The organism is Clostridium sp. (genome assembly GCF_018372875.1).
In the GTDB taxonomy this organism is placed as follows: Bacteria; Bacillota; Clostridia; order Clostridiales; family Clostridiaceae; genus Clostridium.
In genome coordinates this window covers 41,629-67,216 of record NZ_JAHAIF010000013.1, presented here as the reverse complement: position 1 = coordinate 67,216, position 25,588 = coordinate 41,629, and the positions used below count along the sequence as shown (strand labels likewise).

The window sequence follows — 25,588 nt, the reverse complement described above, 5'->3', positions numbered from 1 at the left end:
CTTAATATCATCTTTATATCTGTGATAAAAATCAATAGCTTCATGACTTGGATAATTTAATCCATCAATAGTTTCTCTAGTAATTTTACGTGGAATAGTGTGAGTTCCTGCTGTCAGCATATCACTTGTACTTATACCTTTTCCATCTAAATTCCATCCACCTTCAAGTTGATTAGCAGCTGTAGCACCGCCCCATAAAAAATCTTTACTGAATCCCATAGATTGTTCCTCCTTAGTTTAGATAATTTAAATATACTTAGCTTTACAAATTAAAATTATTTATTTAAAAATAAAAGACCCATCTGTAGAGATATAAGTAATTGCACCAAATGCAATCCTTATAAACTCATACAAATAGGTCTAGCTTGTCTTTTAACAATAACCATCCAATTATTATGTTCACATTATAAAACATTCTAAACATTCTGTCAACGGTTTCACTTATTTATCTTTTATACTTTTTTTTCTTCTTTATTAAAAGAACTAAATAAGACCTTTTACTACATACACGTTTCATCACCCTAAAATACTGTAATATTCATTATATAATCATATATATTATGTGTTCCAAAATGAAAGGAAGATATTTTCTATGGAACACATCTTATCAATGACTTTTAATACTGAAGGTGGTAAGACTATGTGAATTATACACATTCTAATAAGCTTGTTCATATCTGCTTCCATTTTCTATTATCTACTTCTCATAATTATTACACAGTCAAATTATACCGTAATAAGTAAAAATATTTAGTAAAGTTATCGTTTCCAACCTTAAAACAAAAAATGTGTAGCGGATATTTGTTTTGCTTGTTCCGTCGCTACGCTCCAAGTCACATCAAAACAAATATCCCCCCACTCGTATTAAAGGTAAGGAAATTATAAAATTACTATCCTTCATTTTATATTTCTTAATATGAAAATGTAATAATACCTTTGATTTATAGTTAATTGAAATTTTATACTTTCCTAGACATTTTAAAAAAAATTTACTACTAATTTAAAACCATTGATAGTAAATTAGTAGTAAATTCACAATTTTATATATTAAAATTTTCCTTTAACCTTCTCTATTTCTTGATTAACTTTACTACAGTTTCGGCATGCGGGGTATTAGGGAACATATCCTTAACTCTAGTCTTTATAACCTCATATCCAGCATCAATTAGTACCTTTAAATCAGTAACTAATGTCTTAGGATTACAAGATACATATATTATTTCCTTAGCATTAAACTTAATAACATATTCTAAAGCTTTTGGATGAACTCCACTTCTTGGTGGATCCAATATAATTATATCTGGTTTATCCTTAACATTCTTAATTGTTACAGCAACATCACCAGCAATAAACTCACAATTATCTAATCCATTAAGTTTAGCATTTTCCTTGGCAGCTTCAACAGCCTCTTCTATAAGTTCAATTCCAACTACCTTTTTAGCATTTGGTGCAACTATTTGACCTATGGTTCCAGTTCCACAGTAAAGGTCGAAAACAACTTTATTATCAGCGTCTCCCATATATTCTCTAACAATACTATAAAGACTTTCTGCCCCCTTAGTATTAGTTTGGAAGAATGAGAATGGTGATATATTAAACTTTAGCCCTAATAATTCTTCTTGAATATGATCTATACCATAAAGAACATTTACCTTTTCAGGTACAACTGCATCTGAGAAGGAGTTGTTTTCTGTATGAATAATAGAAACTAATTTTCCTTCATACTTAGCATTCTTTAGTATTTCTACATACTCATCTAAATTAAAATCTATTTGAGTTGTAGTTACTAGGTTAACCATAAGTTCCCCTGTATTCTTAGCTTTTCTTATAACTAAATGTCTTAAATATCCCTCTCTTTTCATTACTCTATAGTAAGGTAAATCTTTCTTTCTAAAGTAATCAACTGTAAGGTTTATTATAGTTCTAAAATCTTCATCAACTATTTTACATTCATGAACATTTATAATTCCAAATGACTTATTCTTTATATGCATTCCAAGTGTTAGTTCTCCACCCTTTTCCATATCTCCAAAGGTGAATTCCATCTTATTTCTATATTCCCACTGATCCTTACTTCCAGTAACCCCTTCATAATTTCCTGTAGGAACATTTGCATTTACAAATAATTCTTTTACCTCATCACTTAATAACTCTAACTGTTTATCATAAGATAAATTTTGTGATGAACACCCTCCACAAATACCAAAGTGAGGACATTTAGGCTCTATTTCATATTCAGCTCTTTCAACAACTTCTAAAGCTTTTACTTCTGCATAATCAGCTTTTTTCTTCTTTACTCTTCCCTTAACCACTTGACCTGGGAATGTATTCTTAACATAAATTTTTCTATCTCCCTCAGTTCCAATACCTATAGAAGGAAATTCTGTCTTATCTATTTTTACTAGTATTTCGCTGCCTTTTCTCATGTTCAACTCCTATTGTTCGTTTTCTTCTGCAACTTCCTCTGTAGCATCATCAGAAACAACTTCTTCTATAGTATCAGCTACAATATCATCATTTTTTACTTCTTTATTATTATCTAACTTAAGTATTCTCTTTCCTATAGTTGTACCATACTTTCCACCTTCTAATAAAGGGAAATATAAGGCATTAATTATAAACATGTTAATTATTAAGAAAATCTCTGTTGTCACCATTGTGAACCCAAATATTCTTAAAACACCTTCCACTACTAATAACCCTAATGCTGACACACCAAAGATTATCATTTCATCTAAAACTCCTGCAAAAATCTTCTTTAACAAAACTTTTCCTCCTCAAATTAATTAATTAGTAGTAGTTGCTGCATCTATATTTTCCTCTGAACCTTCTTTTACAAATTGCAGTTCCTTAGTTTCTAAAGTATATACTAGGTATTCTTTATTTACAGTATATTCTTCATATAAACCATTTATAGTGTTTTGATAAACCCCTTCACCACTATCACTCTTTAATATTTTTATAATTTCCTCATTAATTTTAGAATAATCTCTATCTTTTTCTCCAGTCATAAATTCAGCATAAGATGCTAAAGATGTATCTCCAAAATCAAATTTATTCTCACCACTTAAAGTACCTTCTCCATCAAAATTTAAAGATAACTTAAGTGTTATTTGTCCTGCTGATAAATCATCCCCAAATAATTTTCTTCCAAAATATAAACTTTCAAGACGGTTTTTCTCTGGATTTTCATTATCAAGATATAAATACTTCTTATTTACAGTCCTACCTTTTTCTTGCTTTACGCTTTCTTCACCTTTTTCATTAAAAGTTAAGCCATACGTTTTACTCTTATCCCTTATTTCACCGAAAAGCTTATCAAACTTTTCGTCGAAAGTTTTTAATGTTATATCCTTAGACCATTCTCCATCTAAGTTTGAATATTTCTCATCACTTGCAATAGCAAATGTTTTTGTATTATCTTCTTTATTATCCTTGTTACTACACCCTACTAATGATACTGTCATCATAGTCCCTAAAATAAGGGCTATTATTTTTTTAGACATTATTTCTCCTCCTATGAACCCCTATATATAAACATTTTTTGCTCTTTTAATACGGATTAATTATATCATTAAAACGCTTATTTTAAAACAAATATCATACTTTTATACTATCTTTTAATTTTTCAAAAGATGCCTCTCCTATTCCTTTTATGTTTTTTATTTCCTCAACAGATTTAAATTTTCCATTTTTCTCTCTATATTTTATAATTTCTACTGCTTTGGATGGTCCAATTCCTGGCAAAGAATCCAACTCTGTTTCATTGGCAGTATTAATATTTATTTTTCCATTACTATCTGAAGAATTGCTTGTAAAAGGCTCACTTTCCTCTTGCCCTTTTATAGGAATTATAACCTCCTGATTATCTGACAACTTTTCTGCTCTATTTATTTTAATTAAGTCAGCCTCACTTGTAGTACCTCCAGCAATGGTAATTGCATCTTCTACTATACTCCCCTCTTCTAATCTATAAATATTAGGCCTTTTAACCGCCCCCTTTACATCTACTACTATTTGCTTATTTTTTAATTCAATTGCCTCTCCTTCATCCTCCTCAACAAACATACTTTCAGTCTCATTCTTATTTAACTGGTCTTTGCCAGATTTAATATATGTAAATAAAGCATAGAAACTCACCATAACAACAATAGATAAAATTCCCATAGTGGTATAATTTTTCTTCATAAAACACCTCATACGTTTAATATTCTCTTAAGATTATTAACAAAAACTCAATATTTAACCTAATATATTCTATTTTTATTGATTTTGTAGAATTATCCTAAAAATTTTGTTAAAATATATTATATTATTTTATTGAGAGGTACTAAATGAATAATTTATTTTCATATATAAAAAGATTTTTATCAATGTTAACGTTGATTATTATATTAAGTTTATTATTTTTGCCTTGTAACATTGTTTACGCTGAAAGCAGTCCATATCTAACTACTGAAGGTGTTACTTTACTAGATGCCGATACAGGACAAATACTATTTTCTAAAAATGGTGATAAAAAATACTATCCTGCATCTACAACAAAAATAATAACTGCAACAATTATACTAAATGAATATGACAATTTGGACACAGTAGTAACTGTAGGAAAAAATCCCCCCTTTGCTGATGGAAGCTCCATAGGTTTAAGGGAAGGAGAGCAAATTACTCTTGAACATTTGTTATTAGGGCTTTTACTTGAATCTGGTAATGACTGTGCAGAAACATTAGCTGAATTTAATGCTGGCTCTAAAGAAGCCTTTGCTAAAAAAATGAATGATTTTGCTAAAGCAATTGGAGCTAATAATAGTCACTTCACAAACCCCAGTGGTTTACCTGATGAAAATCATTATACAACACCAAATGACTTAGCTCTTTTTATGAGAGAAGCAATCAAAAACCCTAAGTTTATTGAAATGACTAGAACTGTAATGCTTCAACTACCACCTAGTAACTTAGATGGCTATGAAAGATGGCTAAATAATCATAATTCTATATTATTAAAAAATTCAAAGTATTTTTATGAATATTCACTATCTGCAAAGAGAGGATATACTTCAGAAGCGAGATTTACAAATGTTATTGCTTCTGAAAAAGATGGACATAGACTCGTAGCTTCTTTCTTAATGGGCGAAAGTATAGAAAAAGTTTATTCCGATGCAAAAACAATATTTAATTATGGATATAATAACTTCACTAAAAATGAAGTTTATAAAAAGGGAGAAGTTATTACTGAAGTTGCTATAGATGATAATTCTTCTATTCCAGTTTTAGCTAATGAAGATGTTTATTATACAACTAAAAACGGTGCAAGTGATAAACTTAATTTTTCCCTTGAATATACACTTCCTAGCAAATTAGCTAAAATGAGCTTAAAAAAAGGAGAAGTTATTACTACTGCAAAAGTCAATATTGATGGTAAAACTTTTAAAACTATAGATTTAATTAGTGGAATAAATAGAGATTACAATAACAAACTAGCTTTAATGGATTTCTTAAAGGAAAATAAAGTATTATTAATAACTTTAGGAACAGCCTTGATAATTCTTATTACTTTGTTAACATCTGTACATAGAAGAAGAGTGAAAAAGAAAAAGTTTATGAATAAATGGAAAAAGGTTATAAATAGAAAAAAAGTAGGAAGGTAATTTACCTTCCTACTTTTTTTAATAAGCTTTCCATATCCTCTGGTAACTTTGCTCTTAAAGACAATGTCTCTTTTGTCTTTGGAGACTTAAAATCTAATCCATAAGCGTGAAGAGCTTGCCTTGGTATTAACTCCTCATCTCCTTCAAATCCGTAAAGTGTATCTCCATATATAGGATGACCTAAATGTTTCATATGAACCCTTATTTGATGAGTTCTACCTGTTTCAAGTAAACATTCTACTAAGTCAGCATCTTTAAAGCTTTCAATAACCTTATAGTGAGTTATACTTCTTTGCCCTCTTTCATCAACTATTCTCATAGTTCCAAACTCTTCACCATCAGGTCTATATATAGGTGCATCTATAGTTCCTTCTTTTTCTTTAAGATTTCCGTGAACTATTGCAAGATATCTCTTCTCTAAATTATTTTCTTCCATTTCTTTAGATAAAGCCATATGGGCAAATTGATTCTTAGCTATTATTATTAATCCTGATGTATTCATATCAAGTCTACTAACTAATCTTACAATACAGTTTTGATTAGTTTCTTTGAAATAAAATAGTACACCATTAGCTAAGGTACCACTTTGATAACTCTTTGTAGGATGAACTACCATATATGGCTTTTTATTAATAACTAGAATATCCTCATCCTCATATACTATATCTAAATCCATTTTTTCTGGAGTTATATTTTGACTTTCATCACTTTGGAGATTTATTTGAACTAAATCTCCAGCATGAACAATATACCTCATTCTTACTTCTTTTTTATTAACTAATATTCTTTTCTCTATAGCAGACCTTCTAATTAATCTACTAGACAACCCCAAATCTTCCTTTAGAAACTCTCTAATAGTAACCCCTTCATATTCTTTTGAAACCTTTTTTTCTAAAGTACTCATTCTACTCTCCTAGTTTTTTATAGTCCTCTCCAAGTATGATAACAGCATCATATTGTTCGTATTTTATATCTTCCAATTTCTTATCAGACTTAGTTATTGTAGGCAAATCCTTATTAAGAGCTTTTTTAAGTTCTTCATTATCAGTATTTATTATACTTTTAGTTGTAGGATTTCCATTTCCAACATCAACTACAGTCCATCCAGTTAGTTCTAACTTTGATTTTACTTCTCCAGCTAAGCCATTAATCTTTGTACCATTTAATATAAGTACTCCTAGCTTAGTTTTATCTACAGTTGTATCACCTGTATTATGAAGTGCTTTTAACAATTCTTGATTATAGCTTTTATTGAACACAACATAAGACTGTCCACCTATAGTCTTAAAATCTCCTTCTGCAGTCCACATCTTAACTGTAGCAGGGTCCACTTTAACAACATCTAGTGCATAAGATAAAAGCTTACTTGTTGGCATATTAGTTTGGATATTTGATCCTATTGCATTAATTATATCTGGAACTTTTAATACAATTGAAGGTCCTGTGCACTTTTCAACTACTTTTTGTATGAATTTATGTTGATTTTCTATTCTACCTATATCACCAGTAGCTAATCCAGTTCCATCATTATTTTTTCTCCATCTAAAGAACTCTTCTGCCTTTTTACCATCTAAATGTTCTACTGTTCCACCTTTGAAACTTATATGAAGATCTTGACTTGGATCATCATAGTACATGTCTCTTTCTATCTCCATCTCAATGCCACCTATAGCATCAATGAACTGTCTAAAGGCATTATAATCTATCTTAACTGTATAATTTATTTGTATTCCTAATAAATCTTCTACCAAACTTTTAACCTTGGTTTCACCTTTTTGATATGCTGAATTTATCTTATAATTACGTCCATTTTCAGAAATCAACGTATCTCTAGGTATAGATACTAAGTCTAAATCCTTTTTCTTAGGATCATATTGTGCCACCATTATAGTATCAGTTCTTTTAATCTCATAATTATTGGTTTGATTTGGATCACCTATATCAAGCCCAAGAACAAGAACGTTAACTGCTTCATCTGGTGCTGGCGTTACAGCTTCACCTATATTTCCACCTTTTATTTTCCCTAACAAACTGCCTATAGAAATAGCCACAAAAGCTAGTATAATAATAAATACAGATAAAACTCCTATTAAAATCTTCTTCTTTTTAGATGTTTTCCTTCTTTTCTTTTTGCTTCTTGGCCCTTTATCATCATCAATTGGTCTTCTCTTTTTTATTTTAACCTCTCCATATTCTTGAAGCTGTCTAATTTCATCTTTTTTTCTTCTTTTTCTTAGCTCTTCTATTTCTTGTGGAGTTCTTCTTCTTTGTTTTTTTCTCCTTATTGCCTCCGGTTCCCTTCTATCTCTTGACATTTTTCTCCCCCTCTTACCCCCTATTAATAATCAAGTAATTTCTTGCTTTTACTGTATTAATATCAATAGGAGAATCTTTAGATAGCAAAAACTTTATTGTATGTGTAAGCCCCAACAAGACACCATTATCTAAATCCTTCAATGTTGCTTCTCTTATCTCCTCAACTCCCTCAAAACTCCTTGAAGGTTCTATCATATCTGCTATATAAATTATTTTCTCTAACTTTGACATATTCTCTCTTCCAGTAGTATGCCATCGTATAGCATTTAATACTTCTTCATCTTCTATTTCCAAAGCTTTTTTTGCCACTAATGGTCCTACTATACTATGCCATAATTCAAGAGTAACTTTTTCGTCTTCTGTAAGAACTATATTATTTTCTTTCATAAGTTGTATCATTTCATCTTTATGAGTATATTTAGCTATATCATGACAAAGTGCTGCAAGCTCAGCTTTTTCTTCTGATACTCCATTTAACACTGCTAACTTTTTAGCTACAGAAACCACCCCTAAAGTATGAATGAATCTTTTTTCATTAAGACAACCTTTAATATAATCATAAGCCTCATTCATCAAAACCATTCTAATACTCCCTATATAAACCTTTTTCTTTTATTATATCTAATACAACTGCAGGTAGAATATCATCTACCTTTTCATTATTAATTATTTTCTCTCTTATATCTGTAGAGGAAATATGAATTCCTGGTACCTCTAAAAGAATAATCTTTCCATTATATTTCTCTTCTACAAATCTCTTTTTATTTACTAACTCCTCATTGTTATAACCTGGTCTAGTAAATACAACAAATTTGCACAATGAAAATATTTTATCTATCTCTTTCCACTTATCAATGCCTAAAAGGCAGTCTGCTCCTGTTATAAAGTATAAATCTTTATACTCTTTATAAAAATGCTCTAAAGTCTTATATGTATAACTTTTTCCTTCTTTTTTTATTTCATAGTCAGAAACCTCAAAACCTATCTTACCCTCTATAGCCTTTTGTACCATTTCTAGCCTTAAGGATGCCTCTGTAACCTTTTTATCAGTTTTCAGAGGCTGTATTCCTGCTGGCATAAAAATAACTTTATCTAAGTTTAACTTCTTTTTTGCTTCTTCAGCTATATAGATATGGGCTAAATGTATAGGATCAAAGGTTCCTCCAATTATACCCACCCTACACATATTACTTATTCTTTGCTACTGGAATTTCAATTTTAGGATTTTTCTTAGATTTCTTATATAAAACAATCTTACTTCCAATTGCTTGAATTCCTTCTGCCTTAATCTTCTCACAGATGTAGTCAGAAGCTTCTCTTGCTTCAAGGCCACTGTTTTCAAGAACCTTTATTTTTATTAATTCTCTCTTTTCTAAAGCTTCTTCAACTTGCTTTAAAAAAGTTTCTTCAATTCCATTTTTACCTATTTGAAATATAGGTTGCATATCGTTAGCTAAGCCTCTTAAATAAGCTCTTTGCTTTCCTGTTAACATTTATGTTCCTCCTAAATTACATTAAGTACTCAAATTCAAAGTCATTTAAGTTAACCATATCTCCGTCTTGAATACCCATTTCTCTTAATTCATCAAGTACTCCCTTATTCTTTAATACTTTATGGAAGTATCTTAATGAGTCTGCATCATGCACGTTTACCGCACTTAATAATCTATCTACGAAGCTTCCAAATACATAGTAAGTATCGTATTCTTCACCTTCTTCAACTCTGATTTCATAAGTAAATTTCTTTTCTTCTGGTATATATCTTTCATCTTCAGCTATTTCAAGTTCAGTTATTGGAATTTCCTTAAGCATTCTAGCTGCTTCCTTAATAACATCATCAACACCATCTCTTGTAGCTGCTGACATTTTAAATACCTTATCAAAACCTAATTCTTGTACCTTCTTTTTGAAGTTTTCAAAAACTTCTTCATCATATAACATATCAGTCTTATTAGCTACAACAATTTGTGGTCTATCCCAAAGCTTAACTGAGTAATTTTTAAGTTCTTCATTAATCTTTACAAAGTCTTCAAATGGGTCTCTACCTTCTATTCCTGATATATCAACTACATGTATTAATAATCTTGTTCTTTCAATATGTCTTAAGAACTCTAATCCTAAACCAACACCTTCTGACGCACCTTCTATAATACCTGGAATATCTGCCATAACAAATGGTTCTACTCCATCAGCTGCAACAACACCTAAATTTGGTTTTAAAGTTGTAAAGTGATAGTTTGCTATCTTTGGCTTAGCTGCTGTAGTCATTGAAAGGAAAGTTGACTTACCTACATTAGGGAAACCTAATAAGCCAACGTCAGCTAAAAGTTTAAGTTCTAATACAATTTGCATTTCTTCTCCAGGCATTCCTGGTTCAGCAAAGTGTGGTGCCTGTCTTGTAGGAGTAGCAAACTTAGCATTTCCTTTTCCACCCTTACCACCTCTTAAAAGAACAAATACATCATCCTTATGTGAAAGGTCAGCAATTACCTTATTTGTTTCGGCTTCTCTAATAATAGTTCCCATTGGAACAGTTATATAAAGATCTTCTCCATTTTTACCATAGCATTTTGATGTTGAACCCGCTTCTCCATCTTCTGCTATAAATTTCTTTCTATATTTAAAATCAAGAAGAGTAGTAATTCCAGTATCTACTTTAAATACAATACTTCCACCTTTTCCTCCATCTCCTCCATCTGGTCCACCTAATGGGACATACTTTTCTCTTCTGAAGGAAACAGCACCATTACCACCCTTACCAGACCTTACAAATATCTTGGCTTTATCTATGAACATAATCTCACCTATCCTTATGTAAAATCTTCTTTATTTATCTATTGTTTCTTATTTCTCACCTTATTATAACATGAACATATATGTAATAAATTAAACAAATATTACAAAATTATCTTTATATGCATATTACTTAAAAAAAGCACCCTGAACCAGGGTGCTTTATTTAACAAATTATTCAGCTATTGCTTCAACGTCAACTGGGTAAACAGAAGCTCTCTTCTTGTCTCTTCCCACTCTTTCGAATCTAACAACACCATCGATCTTAGCAAATAAAGTGTCATCTCCACCTTTACCTACGTTTAGACCTGGGTGAATCTTAGTTCCTCTTTGTCTTACTAGTATGTTTCCAGCAAGTACGAATTCACCGTCAGCAGACTTAACACCTAATCTCTTAGATTCTGAGTCTCTTCCGTTCTTTGAGCTACCTACCCCTTTTTTGTGGGCAAATAATTGAAGGTTCATTTTTAGCATGGATTACACCTCCTCTTTAATTAAAGTAATATATTCTCTACGTTTCTTACTACCAAACATTTCATCCAAGCTTAAGATTGTACTCTCAATGCTTTTCTCAAAGGTTCTTAAAAGAACTTGAGATTGCTCTATTTCTTCTTGGGTAAACCCATTAAGATCTAGGGCAAGATATCCATCCCTTATTTCATAGTTTACATTAAGTTTTAACACTTCATCTAAACCTACAACCACACTTTGAGATAAAACTGAAACTGAGTTACACACCATATCGTAAGCATCTCCAGCTAAAATAGCTTCTCTCTCAATTAGAGCATGATTATTAATTTTAAAGGATATTATGTTTTCGTTTTTAGATTCAATCCTAATTTCTATCATAAGAATTAAGCTTCGATCTTTTCTACTACTAACTTAGTATAAGGTTGTCTATGACCATTCTTTCTTCTGTAGTCTTTCTTTCTCTTATACTTGAAAACTGTTACCTTCTTAGCCTTACCTTGAGCTAATACTTTAGCAACAACCTTAGCACCTTCTACTAATGGAGCTCCAACCTTTAAAGTTTCTCCTCCAACAGCAAGTACTTCAGTTAATTCAACTGTTGAATCAACAGCAACGTCTAGCTTTTCAACGAAAAGAACGTCTCCTTCTTGAACTCTGTATTGTTTTCCACCTGTCTTTACTACTGCGTACATTAAAAACACCTCCTCATAACGGTCTCGCCACTATAGGTACAAAACTATTATGTTTTGTTTTTTAAAAAAACCTGTGCGTGTGCGGTTTACTGTACTAGTCTATCATAATTTAAAAATATTGTAAAGCAAAAAGTAAGTTTATGATAGTTTGAATAATCGATTTAATAAAGATAATTAAGATACGTATAAGTTTTTAGTCAAACTCCAAATAAAACATTTGTAAAATCTTTACTTGTTATATACTTACATCTATTAATCTTACTACTTTTATCAACTATATTCATAATTATTACTCTTTCACTATTCTCTTCAGTATATATTTCACCTTCAGAGCATTTTTTAATAAATATCCTCCTACGTTTCAATATAGTTTTTACAGTATTCTCATTACATTCAAGAACCTATGCAATCTGAGATATCTTTATATCTCCATAATTATAAAGTATTTCTAAATATAAATTTCCAAACTCTTTATTTCCCATGTTGCTATTACAAATAGATAAAGCTTAATCACTCTCTCCTAAGGATACATAAGAATTTATTAACATGCTTAAATTTTTAGTATATGCTTTATAATTCTCTCCCAGCTCTAATCCTTTTTTAAAGTTTTCAATAGCTTTATATACTCTATTCTTATTTCCAGTTGTAATATTTGTTATTCCATCTGTTCCAATACTTTGTTTATCCTTTAGCACATTATAATAGCTTGTTACAATTTTATAGTAAGTTTCGCCAATTTCAGGTATTAGCTTCAGAAGTTTTGTATACCCTTCCATCATTGCAGCCCCATAATACCTTTTATTAATAGAATAGGTATTCTCCCCATAGCCTACTAATGAACTTCCAATAACATATACAACTCCTGGAAATATAAAAAGCAAACTTACTAAAGCAATTACTATATGTCCAACCTTTATTTTCACTTTATATTTCTTCATACTTAAAGCCCCCTCATTTTTCTTCTTACTTGGTTAGACTAAGCATTTCAGAAAAAGTTTCACTTTGAAAGTTTATTTCTTCTTAAGTTCCTACATTCTTTTAAAACAAAAAACTCGCCATGAAACATGACGAGTTTAAAATTCAAACTATTGTTTTTGCCATAACGCTGCTACATTAGCTGGCTCCCATCCTGGTAAAGATGTATGTGCCTGTCTACAAACATAATTGCTTCCATTATAACTTACTATATCACCATTTTTATATGATACATAAGCTGCCCAAGCTTGAACCTCTGGTGTATAGTTTTCTACTACAACAGTTACTTTATTTGATACAACAGAATTTGATCCTTCATAAAGAACAACTGTGTAATCATAGCTACCAACCTCTTTATTTATGATTTTTTTTGTAAGAATTACTTGCTCACTATTTCCAGCAGTTAGTGTACCTGAAGCTACTTCTATATTTCCTTCAAAAATTTTATAGCTTGTTGCCTTATTATATTCAGGAACTGTAGCTAATAGAGTATAATTTCCATTATTAACAGTGCTAACTGATAGTGTTGCTGCTTTTAGTGAAAGTTCTGGTTGTGGTTCTACCTTTACTACTACCTTATTTGATGTTACAGAATTAGTACCATCACTTAAAACCACAGTATATTCATATTGTCCATTTTCTTTATTACTTAAACTCTTTGTAATTGTAGTATCCTTAGAATTTCCTGCTGTTAATGTTCCTGTAGCAATCTCCATTGTACCCTCTAGAATCTTATAACTTGTTGCAGTATTTCTTGACGGTACTGTGGCTGTTAATGTGTAACTTCCATTATTAACACTACTAACAGAAAGAGTGGCAGGCTTTAATGTATTTTGAACTGGAGTTAGTTTATCAAAATAATCTCTATAATTATTAGAAAACTCAAAATTATTTTTAGCATCCCAATTAATAGACCATGTCATTAAACCTCTGAATGCTGGATATCCTTTACCATTAGCTAACTTATAACTTCCACCATATGATACACCTTTAATTAAATAATCTAATGCTTTCTTCATTTCTGTTGGATTTATATATCCACCACTTGGTGCAGCAGCCTGAGTTGCTGGCAATCCAATCATAACTTGGTCTTCTCTTAAAGCTGGGAACATATTATTACTATTACCTGCTATAGGGAATCCATATAAAAGCATTTCTGCCATTGCTACTTCATAATCTGCTGTTCCTTGTGTATATGTGACACCATCTAACCCTTGATTACCACCAGCATTATAATGTTGTACATGAATATAAGTTAATTTGTCTCTTAATCCATATATTATTGGAAGATAAGCTCCCCAAATGTTTCCATAAGCAGTAATTCCACCTTGAACATAAGCTGTTTCTGGAGCCATACTTATAATAAAGTTTGGTCCATATTTATCAGATATTTCCCTTACACCTGAAATAAGATTAACTATTTGTGGTGTTTTAGGATTCTTGAAATCTGTATCTGATGCTTGTAATGATATACCAGATTCTAAGTCTATATCCAAACCATCAAAGCCATATTTATCTACCAAACCACATATTGATTTAACAAACTTTTCTTTAGCTATTGCATCCGGTAGTAATACTACACCATTTTGTCCACCTATTGATAAAATAACTTTTTTACCTTTGCCCTTAATGTACTGAACATCTGAAATAAACTGTTCTTCATCATAACAAGGTGTAAATTCAACTACAGCTCTATCACTATATGTTTCTCCAAAAGCTACGTTTATAACATCCCACTTATCTGATACATCCCTCAAGTTAATAATTCCTGTGCCATTATCAAAATTATGCCAATATCCCACAAGTAACCTTTCTCCTAAGCTTTGTGCTGCACTAACTGCCTTAATAGGAATAATTGATGAGAATAGTAATACAGCAGCAAAAATTGATAATAGTTTTTTACACTCTCTAGTCATAATATACCCTCTCCCTTTTTACTTTTTCATATTTTTTTAATATGTATTCTAAGACAGCTATTCGTATTAGCTAGCTATTTTAAATATTCCCACTAGTCAATTCACTATATTTGTACTAATTAACTTAGGTTTTTATGCTTCTACAATTATTGATTTTTTGTGAACTTATAAAAGATATGTATTTAGTAATATTTTTAGATATTACTAAATATGTTTTATTGATAATTATATAAAGATAAGGGGTTGCTTTATGTTTAAAAACTTTTTTAATTCAAATGTCAAATTTCTTATTTCTATAACTCTTTCAATTACTCTTTTCTTAACTCTACTTCCAGCGACACTTACCTCCGCTTCAACATCTTCTGTTCCTAAACATGTATTAGTTGGTTACTGGCACAACTTTGAAAACGGTTCAGGTACAATAAAGCTACGAAATGTTTCTGATAACTGGGATGTAATTAATCTATCCTTTGGTGAACCTACATCTGTAACTTCTGGGGATATTCAATTTAAACCTTTTAATGCTACAGAAGAAGAATTTAAATCTGATGTGAAATATCTACAAAGTAAAGGAAAGAAAGTATTACTTTCAATTGGTGGTCAAAACGGCCAAGTTCAATTAAAAGATGCTACTGCAAGAGATAAATTTGTAAGTTCTGTATCTAATATAATTGACACTTATGGATTAGACGGATTAGACATAGATTTTGAAGGTCATTCTTTATATCTTGACCCAGGTGATAAAGACTTTAAAAATCCTACTACTCCAGCTATTGTAAACCTAATTAGCGCTTTAAAAGAATTAAAAGCTAAATATGGTGATAACTTCATGCTTACTATGGCTCCTGAAACTTTCTTTGTTCAATTAGGATATACTTACTATGGTGGTTTAAATAGTTATGTTGATTCTAGAGCTGGTTCCTACCTACCTGTTATTTATGCACTTCGTGATTCTTTAGACTGGCTTCAAGTTCAATACTATAACTCAGGTGCTATAAATGACTTAAATGATAAATCTCAAACTATGGGCTCTGCCGAATTCTATGTTTCATTAGCAGATATGCTTTTAACAGGATTCAATGTTAATAAAGACCCTAATTACTTCTTCCCTGCTTTAAGAGAGGACCAAGTAGTTATAGGGGTACCTACGTCATCTTATGCAGGTAATGGATGGGTTTCAAATAGCGAAGTTGAAAAGGCAATTACAACATTAATGAATGGTGGTACTGTTGGTAGTTATACTGTAAAAAATGCTCATCCTAACTTAAGGGGACTTATGACATGGTCAATAAATTGGGACAAATATGCTTCTTATTCATGGTCAAATCATTTTCGAAAGTACTTTGATTCTTTAGCACCACAAACAAATACACTTAAAGCACCTACTTTATCAGCTAGTTCTGTACAAAATGGTAGCTTTACTTTAAGTGCTAAAGTTCCTGCTTACAACACTGCTACATCCTATAAAATATTAGAAGATTCAAAGATAATATCATCTGGTACTTTAGTTCCTGGCCAATCCAAAGAAGGCTCTATAAGTTATGAAGTTAAAAATAAAGCTGATGGAACTTATAAATATAAAGTGGAATTATCAGACCCTACTAGTTCTGTAAATTCCAACGAAGTAACTGTTACTATAAAAGCTCCAACTCCACCTGCTTTAAAAGCAGCCACTATATCTAATAGTGAATGTAAAAATGGAAATTATACAATTTCCATAGAAATTCCTGATAATAACTTAGCTACTTCTTATAAGTTATTTGAAAATAACACTGAAATCGCTTCAGGTAATCTTTCTTTAAATGAAAATACTCAAATAATAACTAAATCTATATCTAACAAACCTGAAGGAACTTATAGCTATAATGTAGTCTTATACTATGAAAACTCATCTATTAACTCAAATGAAATAAGAGTTAATGTTCCAAAATATGAAGTAGAGACTTCTGCTTGGAAAGCTTATACAACCTATAAAGTTGGAGATATAGTAACTTATGCAGGTAAAGAATATAAATGTATTCAACCTCACACTTCACTAAATGGATGGGAACCTAGCAATGTACCTGCTTTGTGGAGTGCAATTTAATATATAGAAAAATCCCGTCACATTCTCATGACGGGATCTTTCTATAAACTTATTTTGCTCTTCTCTTTCTAAACATTATAGTTGTAACACCTAGTGATGCTCCTGATAAACCTATAAGACTTAATATAGGAGTCATATCTCCAGTCTTAACTAATTCACCTTCACCTGGCTTCGTTTCAGGTTTTACTTCTGGCTTAACTTCTGGTTCTTGATCTGGAACTACTACTTCTTCTCCAAAGCCATTAATGTTAAGTTCTTTTGCTATTTGTGCAACTAAAGAATTATCATAGTCAGCACTAAATTCCCAGAACATAGTTCCACCTAAATTATTATCTTTAACATATTGAGTTTTTGCAGAAAGTCCTTGTGGTTCAATAAAACTCATAACAAAATACTCTTTTCCATCTGTATGCTTATATGTTACATACATAGCTTTAGCATCATTATCCCAATGTTTATAGAATCCATCTGATTCCTTTAAATTCTTAACAGCTAATAACACTGGTGTTTTATTAGTTTCATCCATTGGGAATCCAGCCCTTATAAGAGCATCTTTTATAAAGCTTAATTCACCATCTAATTTATCACTAACCAATTGTGGTATGCCAGCACTAAAGGATAATCCAATATTAATTTTTTCAGATGGACATCCATTTTCTAAATATAATTTAACTGCCATATCTGTATTATAGTCATCATAATCAAATTCAGTTTTCCATGTCTCTGAAGCATATAAAGCTGAATCAAAATAACATGAACCATATCTAAAATCATATGTCATAATATTTATATAATCTAACAAAGGAATTACATCTTGGAACTCTGTCCAACCACCATTTGAGAAGTTAATATTTGCAGAACCAGCTATTGTTAATAGTTTATCATCACCTATAGCATTTCTTACTTCTCGTAAAAGTAAAGTAAAGTTTTCTTTGTCTTCTGGTCTAGCTTTTATTACTCCCCATCCACCATTAACAGGATATTCCCAGTCTAGGTCTATTCCAGCTAGTCCATATTCATCAATAACATTCTTACAAGATTGAGCAAAAGTCTTTCTTCCTTCCTCTGTTGCTGCTGCATCTGAGAATCCTCTACATTCCCATCCACCAACAGACAATAGAACCTTTAAATCAGGATTTTTTTCTTTTAAAACATCAATTCTTGAAAGATCACTCTCTACCTTTTCAGGTAAATAAATTGTGTGTAGTAAACTGTCATCAAAATCATGAGGAACTACTACATCCGGGTTAGTCTCATCTCCAAGTTCTTCATATTCCCTATTGTAAATAAGACCAAAGGAATAATTTAAATGAGTAATCTTTGTAACATCTAATGTATCAATGTCACAATTTCTTTGGAACACATACCCCACATTTCTATATTCTTTTTCTTGTGTAGCAGCTTTAGTTGGAACAGCTAACATACTTCCAGCTAATAATGTAACACTTGCTACAGATGCCACAAATACTTTTAAAAAATTTTTCTTCATCAAAGAACCTCCCACATATTATAAATTATCTTTACACATACATTGTAAACTATTACAAATATTTTTACAATATTTTCCATATATGTTTTTTAGGCGTAAATAATCTCTAGTAACATCTAAATGTTGAAGTTATAGACAATTTAATAATAGATATAATTTCCTAAAGAATATAAAAGAAACCACCTTGCGGCAGTTTCTTCTCAATTCTGCTAGTTCTTAATAAGATACTTACTTACGTTAGCTTTCTGGTTCTTAAATATTAATGGTTCTAAAGTATATCCTTCAACTTCATCAATATAGTTTAAATATATACCCTTATCTAATCCATCTATTTCTTTTAAGAAAGATAGCATATCTCCTTTTATCATATCCTCATAAGTTTTGTTAACCTCTATAAAGAAATCATTAATTCCATTTTCACTATGAAATCTAAGAATCTCATTTCTAATTAATCCTTCAAGATATGATAGCTTTAATAATCTTCCACTTCCTTTACATAAAAGACATGGTTCTTCCATATACTCATATACGCTTTTACCTATTCTCTTACGGGCAATTTGTACTAAGTTTAATTCAGTAAATGGGAATATTTTTACATTTCCACCATCATCTTTAAGTGCTTCTTTAAGCTCTCTCATAACTATAGATTTATGAGCTTTATCTCTTAAATCTATAAAGTCTATTACTATTATTCCACTTAAATTTCTAAGTAATATTTGTCTCCCAATCTCTTTAGCTGCTTCCACATTAGTTTCTAATATAGTCTTCTCAAAGTTTCTTTCCTTAATATTTTTGCCAGTATTAACATCAATAACATACATAGCTTCAGTTTTATCAATAACAATTGATCCACCACAAGGAAGTACAACTTTATTATGTCTAAGCTTTAATAATTCTTTTTCAATCTCATATGCATCAAATAAGGCTCTATTATCTGTATATAATATAATTTTTGCACTTTCATCATCTTTAAGATAATTCTTTGCAAATTCATAATCCTCTTTATTATCTAATATAACTTTAACAGGATCTACAGAAATTTTATCTCTTAGTACCTTGATTAAAGAAAGATTTTCTCCATAAAGCTTACCTAAATTAGAAGAATACTTAGCTTTTCTTTGTATATCCTCATACTCATTAAGAAGTACTTTTCTTTCATGCTTAAGTTCTTCAATACTAACATTAGCTGCTTCTGTTCTAACTATAAGCTTTCCATTTTCTATTTCCTCTAATTCAGCAAGGATAAGCTCTTTTTTAACCTCATCCTTGAATCTTTTAGAGAACTCTATTCCGTATCCATTACTTTCAAGTACTAAATACTTTGATGGAATACCAAACTTTGCACTTATTTTAGCTCCCTTATCATTAATAGGCTCCTTTAGAATTTCAACTATGATTTCTTCACCCTTCTTAATGCCTCTAGCTTTAAGTTCATTACTATAGTAAAGATACCCTTCCTTATTTAATCCTAAATCTACAAATATTGAGTTAGTTGCAGGAACTATATTTTTCACTCTTCCCTTATAGATTTCACCTATTACTGGCTCACCATTTTCCTCTTCTACAATACACTCTTGTAACTTGCCATTTTGCCTAATAGCAATTCTTAGGATATTCTCTCTTCTTTCTATAAATATCTCTTTCATATAATTAACACTTCCTATACACAGTTATATAGTGGTACTAACTTATTACCCTTTTCAAAATACATTTCTTCTCTCTTTATATCTACAAAAGCATCTTCATCAACATTAGAAGTATGTTCTTTAATGTATTTAGCTAATAAATCTGCTGATAAATGTTCTCTACTTCCTGACTTAACTACAGTATTTATAACTAAAGCTTCATCCTTAACCCAGAATTTAAATTCATAGATGAATTCCTTAATATTAACTTCTTTTTCAGCCTTTTTACTCTTCTTTAAAGTAATCCATTCATTCTTTTCAACTAAAGCCTTAACTTCATCTTCAAGACCTTCAACACTTGTATAATTTATTTTTATAGTATATCTACAAGCATCTATCATAGCCATAGCTTGTGGCATCTTCTTCTCATTTGGCTCAGTTGGTGGAATTTGAGTTGCTGTAACAAACTTAATTCCTGAAGCTGATTTTTCATTTAATCTATCTATAATTTCTTGTACATCCATCTCTTCAACTAAGATTAAATCCATATATTCACCACTTGAATATACTCCAACTCCTAAAGGTTGAGCTATGGATAAAGCCATATGTGGGTTAAATCCTTGTGAATATTTAACTGGTAATTCAGCTCTTCTTACAACCTTTTGTATTGTTCTCATTAAGTCTAAGTGAGAAATAAACTTTATATTACTTTCTTTAGTATACTTTATTAAGTATCGCACCCTCAAAACACTCTCCTTCTTTGAAGTTTACATTTACTCCACATCCTGTACATCCTTTTCTACAGTTTTGAGTAAGCTCTGCTTTTTTAGCCTTTTCATTTTCTCTTTCAAGATACTTTCTTGTAACTCCAATATCTATAAAGTCCCAAGGAAGTATTTCATCATATTCTCTTTCTCTATAAGCAAAGAAATCTCCATCAACATTGCATTCTGCTAATGCTTCTTTCCATATATCAAAGCTGAAGTATTCAGACCATCCATCAAACTTAGCACCCTTTTCAAAGGCTTTAATTAATACTTCACTAAGTCTTCTATCTCCTCTTGCAAATACAGCTTCCATATATGAAGTCTTTTGCTCATGGTAGTTATAGTGAATGCTTCTTGATTTTATTGAACCTTTAACTGCATTTATCTTTTCATCTACTTCTTCTAATCTAGCCATTGGTGCCCATTGGAATGGTGTAAATGGCTTTGGAACTAATATAGAAGTACTTACTGTAATACTAAGTCCTTTAGCTCTAACACTCTTTGGAAGTGCAAAATATTCATCAGCCATCTTTCCTGCTAAATCACCAATACCAGCACAATCTTCTAATGTTTCATATGGTAACCCAATTATGAAGTAAAGCTTAATCTTGTTCCATCCTGATTCAAAAGCGTTTCTAGTAGCTTCTAAAATTCTTTCTTCAGTTAACCCCTTGTTAATTATGTCTCTCATTCTTTGAGATCCTGCTTCAGGAGCAAAAGTTAATCCTGTCTTCTTAACCTTTTGGATTTCCTTAATTAAATCTACTGAGAATGCATCAACTCTAATAGAAGGTAGAGCAATTGCAACCTTATCCTTTTCATGTTCCTCCATTAAATCATGGATAAGTCCTTCAATATCAGAGTAGTCACATGTACTTAATGAAGAAAGTGAAACTTCTTGATAACCTGTACTCTTAAGCATATTTCTAGCTTGCTTTACTAAAGTTTCTTTTGACTTTTCTCTAACTGGTCTATAAATCATACCAGCTTGACAGAATCTACATCCATTTGTACAACCTCTGAAGGTTTCAAGAACTATTCTATCATGAACAATTTCTGTATAAGGTACTATCATATTCTCTGGGAATGATACTCTATCAAAGTTATTTATTATTCTCTTTTTAACAACTGCTGGAACATCATCATACTTTGGCTTAAAACTCTTTATTGTTCCATCTTCATTGTATTCTACATCATATAGTGAAGGTACATATATACCTCCAATCTTTGATATCTCTCTTAGGAAAGCCTTTTTGTCCCACTTTCCTTTCTTGTACTTGGCATAAACCTCAAGTACATCATCCATCATTTCTTCCCCTTCACCAATTTCAAAGAAATCAACTATTCCAACTAATGGCTCTGGGTTGTAGGCACAAGGTCCCCCTGCCATAACTAAAGGTTCATCTTCTCCTCTTTCTTCTGCTCTTATAGTTATTCCAGACATATCAAGCATATTTAATATGTTTGTATAACTCATCTCATATTGAAGAGTGAAACCTAATATATCAAACTCTTTTAATGGAGTTTTAGTTTCTAATGTGCATAGAGATATATTATTCTTTCTTAATTGCTCTTCCATATCTGGCCATGGAGCAAATACTCTTTCACAGTATGTATCTTTTCTTTCATTTATAGTATGATATAGTATTCTTGTTCCTAAGTGAGACATTCCCACTTCATAAACATCTGGGAAACAGAATGCAAATCTAATATCTACTTCTTCTGGATTTTTAATTATTTCATTTAATTCTCCACCTACATATCTAGCAGGCTTTTCTACTTTACATAGAATGTGATCTGTTATTTTATTCATTAATAGATCCTCCTAAGTTTATTTACTTAATTTATTTCATATCTTCTAATTCTATCACAAAGCTTAGTGGCTTTCAAAAAGAAAAATAAGACAGATTGTAATTAAGATAAGAAAGATTACGAAGTTCTTTAAAGCAAATTTTAAATTTAATTTCTATAAAATTTAAAATATAAAAATAAATATTTAAATATTGCTTTAAATATAAAAAGAAATAAATATATAAATATGGACCTAAATCCAAACAAAAAATTCTGCCTAAGCAGAATCTATTCTTATCTTTATTATTAATATTATACTAAGAAACTGCATTACAATCTCTCTATCTTACTATCTTATCGAATAAATTCTCTTGCACACCATCATTCTCTTCCCTTACCAACGGTTCAACTTTGTTATATACATCATTAACAAACTTAACTATTCTTTCAACATCACTATCTAAAGCAATTAATTCATCCTCTTGAGAACATCTTGCTCCAATATAAAACTTGTCTATAAACGAACATCCCTCATCAAAATCTTTAAACATTTCATTGTATTCTCTACAATATCTACACAACTTAAATGTATCATGAGTTCTTTTTAACTCGCAGGCTTTTTTTATTATTTCTTCCTCTAACTTATCATTTCTATCATTTAATATAATGCATAAATCTATATCACTATTTTCATTTATACACTTTTTAGCTACTGAGCCAAACAGATAGCAATGAATAACCTCCTTTGGAAATGTATCAGTAATATCTTTTATTACTTGTACATAATGTTCAATTAACTTCATTATCCTCCACCTACCATATATAATAATTAATTATACCCTATATGATTACTTTAATGCAGACATTAAGATTAAGAATATACTGCATAATAACCTACCACGATTATTCAAGTCATTCAAAAAAAGAGAGATTGAACGGCAATCTCTCTAATTATTAATATTATTAAATTTCTTACTATCTCTACCTCTTACCTTCTTACCTAAGGAAGTGTATTTCCTGCTGCCTTAAATATATCATACCATTCTTTCCTTGTAAGAACTATATCAGATGCTTTACAAATTTCCTTTAATCTTTCTACATTTGTAGTACCTGCTATACCTTGCATCTTAGCTGGATGTCTTAAAATCCAAGCCATAGCTATTGTTGTATTTGAAACCCCATATCTAGATGCAATTTCATCAATAGTCTTATTTAATTCTGGGAACTTATCATTATTTAAGAAAACTCCCTCAAAGAATCCATATTGGAATGGTGACCATGTTTGTATTGTAATATCATTTAATCTACAATAATCAAGAACACTCCCATCTCTATTTATTCCAGCTTCATTTTCCATATTTACATTTAACCCTGTTCTAATCATTCCTGAGTTAGTAACACTTAATTGAAGTTGGTTAAATACAATCTTTTGATCTAAGTACTTTTGTAATAATTCTATTTGAAGTGAATTGTGGTTAGAAACCCCAAAATGTCTTACTTTTCCAGAGTTCTTTAATATATTAAATGCCTCTGCTACTTCTTCTGGCTCTACTAAAGCATCTGGTCTATGAAGTAGGAGAGCATCCAAATAATCAGTTTTTAGTCTTTTTAAAATTCCATCTACAGACTCTAAAATATATTCCTTAGAAAAATCGTAGTTTCCATCCTTTTGATTTATACCACACTTTGATTGAATAAACATCTTTTCCCTTAAAGTAGTATTCATTCCTATAGCTTCTGAAAAAATCTCTTCAGACTTCCCTTTTCCATATATATCAGCATGATCAAAATAATTTATTCCTTCATCTAATGCAGTCTTTACTAATGTTTCAACCTCATTGTTAGTAAGGCTTGCGATTCTCATACACCCTAAAGATACTTGTGATACTTCCATATCTGTATTAGCTATTTTTATTTGCTTCATTTATACAACCTCCATCACCCTTGAAAATGTTTTCTTTTTATAGATTACCACCATATATATAATTAAATCAACTAAATTCTGTTCTTTCTAATAATGTATATATAATTTATATAACAAAATAAAATTAAAACTATAGGTATAAGTATTGCCCCTACAGAATAGCCCCCTAAAAATTGAAATACCTTCATAGATATTAAGTTATATGATATTAAATTTATCCCATCACCGCCTCCATTAACCCCCAATATTATTCCAACAAATATAATCACTCTCATTATTATTGAAACAGCTTTTTCACTAATCTTTACCTAGGCTTTCAAAGTAAAACTCCACTAATATTAAATTGAATAATATATTCATTTCCCCAAGGTTCTAAACTCCTCATCCCTATAAAAACTATACAAATGCATATAAATAATTTTCCTATATTAGTTACTATACTTGCTCTTAAATCCCCACTTATTCCCTTGTAGTAATCTAAACTAAGATACTTCCTCATAGTTTATTTCCCCCTCACCATAAACTATAGCATTAGATTTTTTATATGAATTAAAGCAACTAAAGACAGCTATTACTATACCTACACTATACATTATTAACTTATCTAATATATTGAATTTATCACTTTCTATTCCTAAGTAATAAAATACTATAGCTATCATTACCATTAATGCTGGAATTAATAATGCTCCATCTTCTTTATTATTTCTCAAGCCCCTATCTGAATTTAAAAACAATAAAATATTTAATTCTATTATTACAACTGATAATTTATATATAAAATATCCTAGTTCAAGTTCTCCCTTAAATGCTAATCCCACTCCCCCTAAAATAAATCCTAATATTACCTGAACATATGAATTTATATATTTAAGTTTTAAAATATCCTGTGTTTTCATAGGAAGGGTAAATAATAAATTATATTCTTTTTCTGTAATTAAAAGTGAAATTACTAACGGAAACATTACTACAACTAATTCTAACCCAGGATTATTTATAAATAACACTAGTGCAAATCCCATTATTCCAAGCAATGAACTAGGTAGAAAACCTTTCTTTGCTAATGCAATGTATATTTTTAATAAACTCACTATT

General features: G+C 30.4%; 26 protein-coding genes. 2 read left to right on the top strand and 24 right to left on the bottom strand.

Going from position 1 to position 25,588, the window contains the following annotated elements; genetic code table 11:
• The 5 genes from KIB46_RS06475 to KIB46_RS06455 all read right to left on the bottom strand — a co-directional run.
• Nucleotides 1-219: family 1 glycosylhydrolase (locus tag KIB46_RS06475; protein ID WP_291671219.1), on the bottom strand; the 219-nt coding region annotated here is incomplete at its 3' end.
• An 851-nt stretch (nucleotides 220-1,070) separates the two neighbouring features.
• Nucleotides 1,071-2,426: a 23S rRNA (uracil(1939)-C(5))-methyltransferase RlmD gene (rlmD, locus tag KIB46_RS06470; protein WP_156563132.1), complete on the bottom strand. Its 1,356-nt coding sequence runs from the start codon at nucleotides 2,424-2,426 to the stop codon at nucleotides 1,071-1,073.
• A gap of 9 nt (nucleotides 2,427-2,435) precedes the next feature.
• Nucleotides 2,436-2,765: an RDD family protein gene (locus tag KIB46_RS06465; protein ID WP_156563134.1), complete on the bottom strand. Its 330-nt coding sequence runs from the start codon at nucleotides 2,763-2,765 to the stop codon at nucleotides 2,436-2,438.
• Nucleotides 2,766-2,786: 21 nt separating this feature from the next.
• Entirely contained in the window at nucleotides 2,787-3,506 is a 720-nt protein-coding gene (locus KIB46_RS06460; protein ID WP_156563137.1) for a hypothetical protein, read from the bottom strand.
• Nucleotides 3,507-3,600: 94 nt separating this feature from the next.
• Entirely contained in the window at nucleotides 3,601-4,188 is a 588-nt protein-coding gene (locus KIB46_RS06455) for a helix-hairpin-helix domain-containing protein (RefSeq protein ID WP_156563139.1), read from the bottom strand.
• A 146-nt stretch (nucleotides 4,189-4,334) separates the two neighbouring features.
• On the opposite strand from KIB46_RS06455, the gene KIB46_RS06450 reads away from it, so the two are divergent.
• Nucleotides 4,335-5,648 (top strand): serine hydrolase, encoded by a 1,314-nt coding sequence (locus KIB46_RS06450; protein ID WP_291671218.1) that lies wholly within the window; start codon nucleotides 4,335-4,337, stop codon nucleotides 5,646-5,648.
• Between the two features lies 1 nt (nucleotide 5,649).
• Here KIB46_RS06450 and KIB46_RS06445 read toward each other — a convergent pair whose 3' ends face one another.
• The 11 genes from KIB46_RS06445 to KIB46_RS06395 form a co-directional block, all read right to left on the bottom strand.
• Nucleotides 5,650-6,552 carry an RluA family pseudouridine synthase gene (locus tag KIB46_RS06445; RefSeq protein WP_291671217.1) on the bottom strand — a complete coding sequence of 301 codons (903 nt, stop codon included), beginning with the start codon at nucleotides 6,550-6,552 and terminating at the stop codon, nucleotides 5,650-5,652.
• 1 nt (nucleotide 6,553) lies between these two features.
• Nucleotides 6,554-7,963, bottom strand: coding sequence for an LCP family protein (locus tag KIB46_RS06440; protein WP_156563145.1), 1,410 nt, complete (start codon nucleotides 7,961-7,963; stop codon nucleotides 6,554-6,556).
• Between the two features lie 13 nt (nucleotides 7,964-7,976).
• The gene (gene yqeK, locus KIB46_RS06435) at nucleotides 7,977-8,546 is read right to left on the bottom strand and encodes a bis(5'-nucleosyl)-tetraphosphatase (symmetrical) YqeK (RefSeq protein ID WP_156563148.1); all 570 of its coding nucleotides are present in this window, start codon (nucleotides 8,544-8,546) and stop codon (nucleotides 7,977-7,979) included.
• A 1-nt stretch (nucleotide 8,547) separates the two neighbouring features.
• Nucleotides 8,548-9,150 carry a nicotinate-nucleotide adenylyltransferase gene (gene nadD, locus KIB46_RS06430; RefSeq protein ID WP_156563149.1) on the bottom strand — a complete coding sequence of 201 codons (603 nt, stop codon included), beginning with the start codon at nucleotides 9,148-9,150 and terminating at the stop codon, nucleotides 8,548-8,550.
• 1 nt (nucleotide 9,151) lies between these two features.
• Nucleotides 9,152-9,457: a ribosome assembly RNA-binding protein YhbY gene (gene yhbY / locus KIB46_RS06425; protein WP_156563152.1), complete on the bottom strand. Its 306-nt coding sequence runs from the start codon at nucleotides 9,455-9,457 to the stop codon at nucleotides 9,152-9,154.
• A gap of 16 nt (nucleotides 9,458-9,473) precedes the next feature.
• Nucleotides 9,474-10,760, bottom strand: coding sequence for a GTPase ObgE (gene obgE, locus KIB46_RS06420; RefSeq protein WP_156563154.1), 1,287 nt, complete (start codon nucleotides 10,758-10,760; stop codon nucleotides 9,474-9,476).
• Between the two features lie 171 nt (nucleotides 10,761-10,931).
• On the bottom strand, nucleotides 10,932-11,231 hold the full coding sequence (gene rpmA / locus KIB46_RS06415) for a 50S ribosomal protein L27 (RefSeq protein WP_027096898.1): 300 nt from the start codon (nucleotides 11,229-11,231) through the stop codon (nucleotides 10,932-10,934).
• Nucleotides 11,232-11,234: 3 nt separating this feature from the next.
• The gene (locus tag KIB46_RS06410; RefSeq protein WP_291671216.1) at nucleotides 11,235-11,606 is read right to left on the bottom strand and encodes a ribosomal-processing cysteine protease Prp; all 372 of its coding nucleotides are present in this window, start codon (nucleotides 11,604-11,606) and stop codon (nucleotides 11,235-11,237) included.
• Nucleotides 11,607-11,611: 5 nt separating this feature from the next.
• A complete protein-coding gene (gene rplU / locus KIB46_RS06405; protein WP_027096900.1) occupies nucleotides 11,612-11,920 on the bottom strand; it encodes a 50S ribosomal protein L21 in 309 nt (102 codons plus the stop codon).
• A gap of 506 nt (nucleotides 11,921-12,426) precedes the next feature.
• On the bottom strand, nucleotides 12,427-12,858 hold the full coding sequence (locus KIB46_RS06400) for a hypothetical protein (RefSeq protein WP_291671215.1): 432 nt from the start codon (nucleotides 12,856-12,858) through the stop codon (nucleotides 12,427-12,429).
• Between the two features lie 147 nt (nucleotides 12,859-13,005).
• On the bottom strand, nucleotides 13,006-14,811 hold the full coding sequence (locus KIB46_RS06395; protein ID WP_291671214.1) for a glycosyl hydrolase family 18 protein: 1,806 nt from the start codon (nucleotides 14,809-14,811) through the stop codon (nucleotides 13,006-13,008).
• Nucleotides 14,812-15,061: 250 nt separating this feature from the next.
• Here KIB46_RS06395 and KIB46_RS06390 point away from each other — a divergent pair, with 250 nt between their 5' ends.
• On the top strand, nucleotides 15,062-16,897 hold the full coding sequence (locus tag KIB46_RS06390) for a glycosyl hydrolase family 18 protein (protein ID WP_291671213.1): 1,836 nt from the start codon (nucleotides 15,062-15,064) through the stop codon (nucleotides 16,895-16,897).
• A gap of 49 nt (nucleotides 16,898-16,946) precedes the next feature.
• Here the strand turns inward: KIB46_RS06390 and KIB46_RS06385 are convergent, their stop codons facing one another.
• From KIB46_RS06385 to KIB46_RS06350, 8 genes are all read right to left on the bottom strand, one after another.
• On the bottom strand, nucleotides 16,947-18,386 hold the full coding sequence (locus KIB46_RS06385; protein ID WP_291671212.1) for a glycosyl hydrolase family 18 protein: 1,440 nt from the start codon (nucleotides 18,384-18,386) through the stop codon (nucleotides 16,947-16,949).
• Nucleotides 18,387-18,595: 209 nt separating this feature from the next.
• Complete coding sequence (locus KIB46_RS06380) at nucleotides 18,596-20,032, bottom strand: Rne/Rng family ribonuclease (RefSeq protein WP_291671211.1); 1,437 nt, start codon at nucleotides 20,030-20,032, stop codon at nucleotides 18,596-18,598.
• 14 nt (nucleotides 20,033-20,046) lie between these two features.
• A complete protein-coding gene (locus KIB46_RS06375; RefSeq protein ID WP_156563164.1) occupies nucleotides 20,047-20,751 on the bottom strand; it encodes a TIGR03936 family radical SAM-associated protein in 705 nt (234 codons plus the stop codon).
• Nucleotides 20,726-22,591 (bottom strand): TIGR03960 family B12-binding radical SAM protein, encoded by a 1,866-nt coding sequence (locus KIB46_RS06370; protein ID WP_291671210.1) that lies wholly within the window; start codon nucleotides 22,589-22,591, stop codon nucleotides 20,726-20,728. Before KIB46_RS06370 ends, KIB46_RS06375 begins: the two co-directional genes overlap by 26 nt.
• A 319-nt stretch (nucleotides 22,592-22,910) precedes the next feature.
• Nucleotides 22,911-23,372 carry a nucleotidyltransferase domain-containing protein gene (locus tag KIB46_RS06365; RefSeq protein WP_291671209.1) on the bottom strand — a complete coding sequence of 154 codons (462 nt, stop codon included), beginning with the start codon at nucleotides 23,370-23,372 and terminating at the stop codon, nucleotides 22,911-22,913.
• A 197-nt stretch (nucleotides 23,373-23,569) separates the two neighbouring features.
• Nucleotides 23,570-24,493, bottom strand: a complete 924-nt coding sequence (locus tag KIB46_RS06360) for an aldo/keto reductase (protein WP_291671208.1) — start codon at nucleotides 24,491-24,493, stop codon at nucleotides 23,570-23,572.
• Nucleotides 24,494-24,809: 316 nt separating this feature from the next.
• Nucleotides 24,810-24,992, bottom strand: coding sequence for a hypothetical protein (locus tag KIB46_RS06355; RefSeq protein ID WP_156561498.1), 183 nt, complete (start codon nucleotides 24,990-24,992; stop codon nucleotides 24,810-24,812).
• Entirely contained in the window at nucleotides 24,976-25,584 is a 609-nt protein-coding gene (locus KIB46_RS06350) for a hypothetical protein (protein ID WP_156561499.1), read from the bottom strand. The genes KIB46_RS06355 and KIB46_RS06350 overlap by 17 nt, the downstream gene beginning before the upstream one ends.
• Between the last annotated feature and the right edge of the window lie 4 nt (nucleotides 25,585-25,588).

Coding starts and splice junctions, on each gene's coding strand:
- KIB46_RS06355 (WP_156561498.1), bottom strand. CDS start 24,992: ATGAGGAAGTATCTTAGTTTAGATTACTACAAGGGAATAAGTGGGGAT.
- rplU (WP_027096900.1), bottom strand. CDS start 11,920: ATGTACGCAGTAGTAAAGACAGGTGGAAAACAATACAGAGTTCAAGAA.
- KIB46_RS06445 (WP_291671217.1), bottom strand. CDS start 6,552: ATGAGTACTTTAGAAAAAAAGGTTTCAAAAGAATATGAAGGGGTTACT.
- KIB46_RS06360 (WP_291671208.1), bottom strand. CDS start 24,493: ATGAAGCAAATAAAAATAGCTAATACAGATATGGAAGTATCACAAGTA.
- KIB46_RS06460 (WP_156563137.1), bottom strand. CDS start 3,506: ATGTCTAAAAAAATAATAGCCCTTATTTTAGGGACTATGATGACAGTA.
- KIB46_RS06440 (WP_156563145.1), bottom strand. CDS start 7,963: ATGTCAAGAGATAGAAGGGAACCGGAGGCAATAAGGAGAAAAAAACAA.
- KIB46_RS06365 (WP_291671209.1), bottom strand. CDS start 23,372: ATGAAGTTAATTGAACATTATGTACAAGTAATAAAAGATATTACTGAT.
- KIB46_RS06395 (WP_291671214.1), bottom strand. CDS start 14,811: ATGACTAGAGAGTGTAAAAAACTATTATCAATTTTTGCTGCTGTATTA.
- rlmD (WP_156563132.1), bottom strand. CDS start 2,426: ATGAGAAAAGGCAGCGAAATACTAGTAAAAATAGATAAGACAGAATTT.
- yhbY (WP_156563152.1), bottom strand. CDS start 9,457: ATGTTAACAGGAAAGCAAAGAGCTTATTTAAGAGGCTTAGCTAACGAT.
- KIB46_RS06380 (WP_291671211.1), bottom strand. CDS start 20,032: ATGAAAGAGATATTTATAGAAAGAAGAGAGAATATCCTAAGAATTGCT.
- KIB46_RS06385 (WP_291671212.1), bottom strand. CDS start 18,386: ATGAAGAAAAATTTTTTAAAAGTATTTGTGGCATCTGTAGCAAGTGTT.
- KIB46_RS06455 (WP_156563139.1), bottom strand. CDS start 4,188: ATGAAGAAAAATTATACCACTATGGGAATTTTATCTATTGTTGTTATG.
- KIB46_RS06450 (WP_291671218.1), top strand. CDS start 4,335: ATGAATAATTTATTTTCATATATAAAAAGATTTTTATCAATGTTAACG.
- rpmA (WP_027096898.1), bottom strand. CDS start 11,231: ATGCTAAAAATGAACCTTCAATTATTTGCCCACAAAAAAGGGGTAGGT.
- KIB46_RS06400 (WP_291671215.1), bottom strand. CDS start 12,858: ATGAAGAAATATAAAGTGAAAATAAAGGTTGGACATATAGTAATTGCT.
- yqeK (WP_156563148.1), bottom strand. CDS start 8,546: ATGGTTTTGATGAATGAGGCTTATGATTATATTAAAGGTTGTCTTAAT.
- obgE (WP_156563154.1), bottom strand. CDS start 10,760: ATGTTCATAGATAAAGCCAAGATATTTGTAAGGTCTGGTAAGGGTGGT.
- nadD (WP_156563149.1), bottom strand. CDS start 9,150: ATGTGTAGGGTGGGTATAATTGGAGGAACCTTTGATCCTATACATTTA.
- KIB46_RS06390 (WP_291671213.1), top strand. CDS start 15,062: ATGTTTAAAAACTTTTTTAATTCAAATGTCAAATTTCTTATTTCTATA.
- KIB46_RS06370 (WP_291671210.1), bottom strand. CDS start 22,591: ATGAATAAAATAACAGATCACATTCTATGTAAAGTAGAAAAGCCTGCT.
- KIB46_RS06410 (WP_291671216.1), bottom strand. CDS start 11,606: ATGATAGAAATTAGGATTGAATCTAAAAACGAAAACATAATATCCTTT.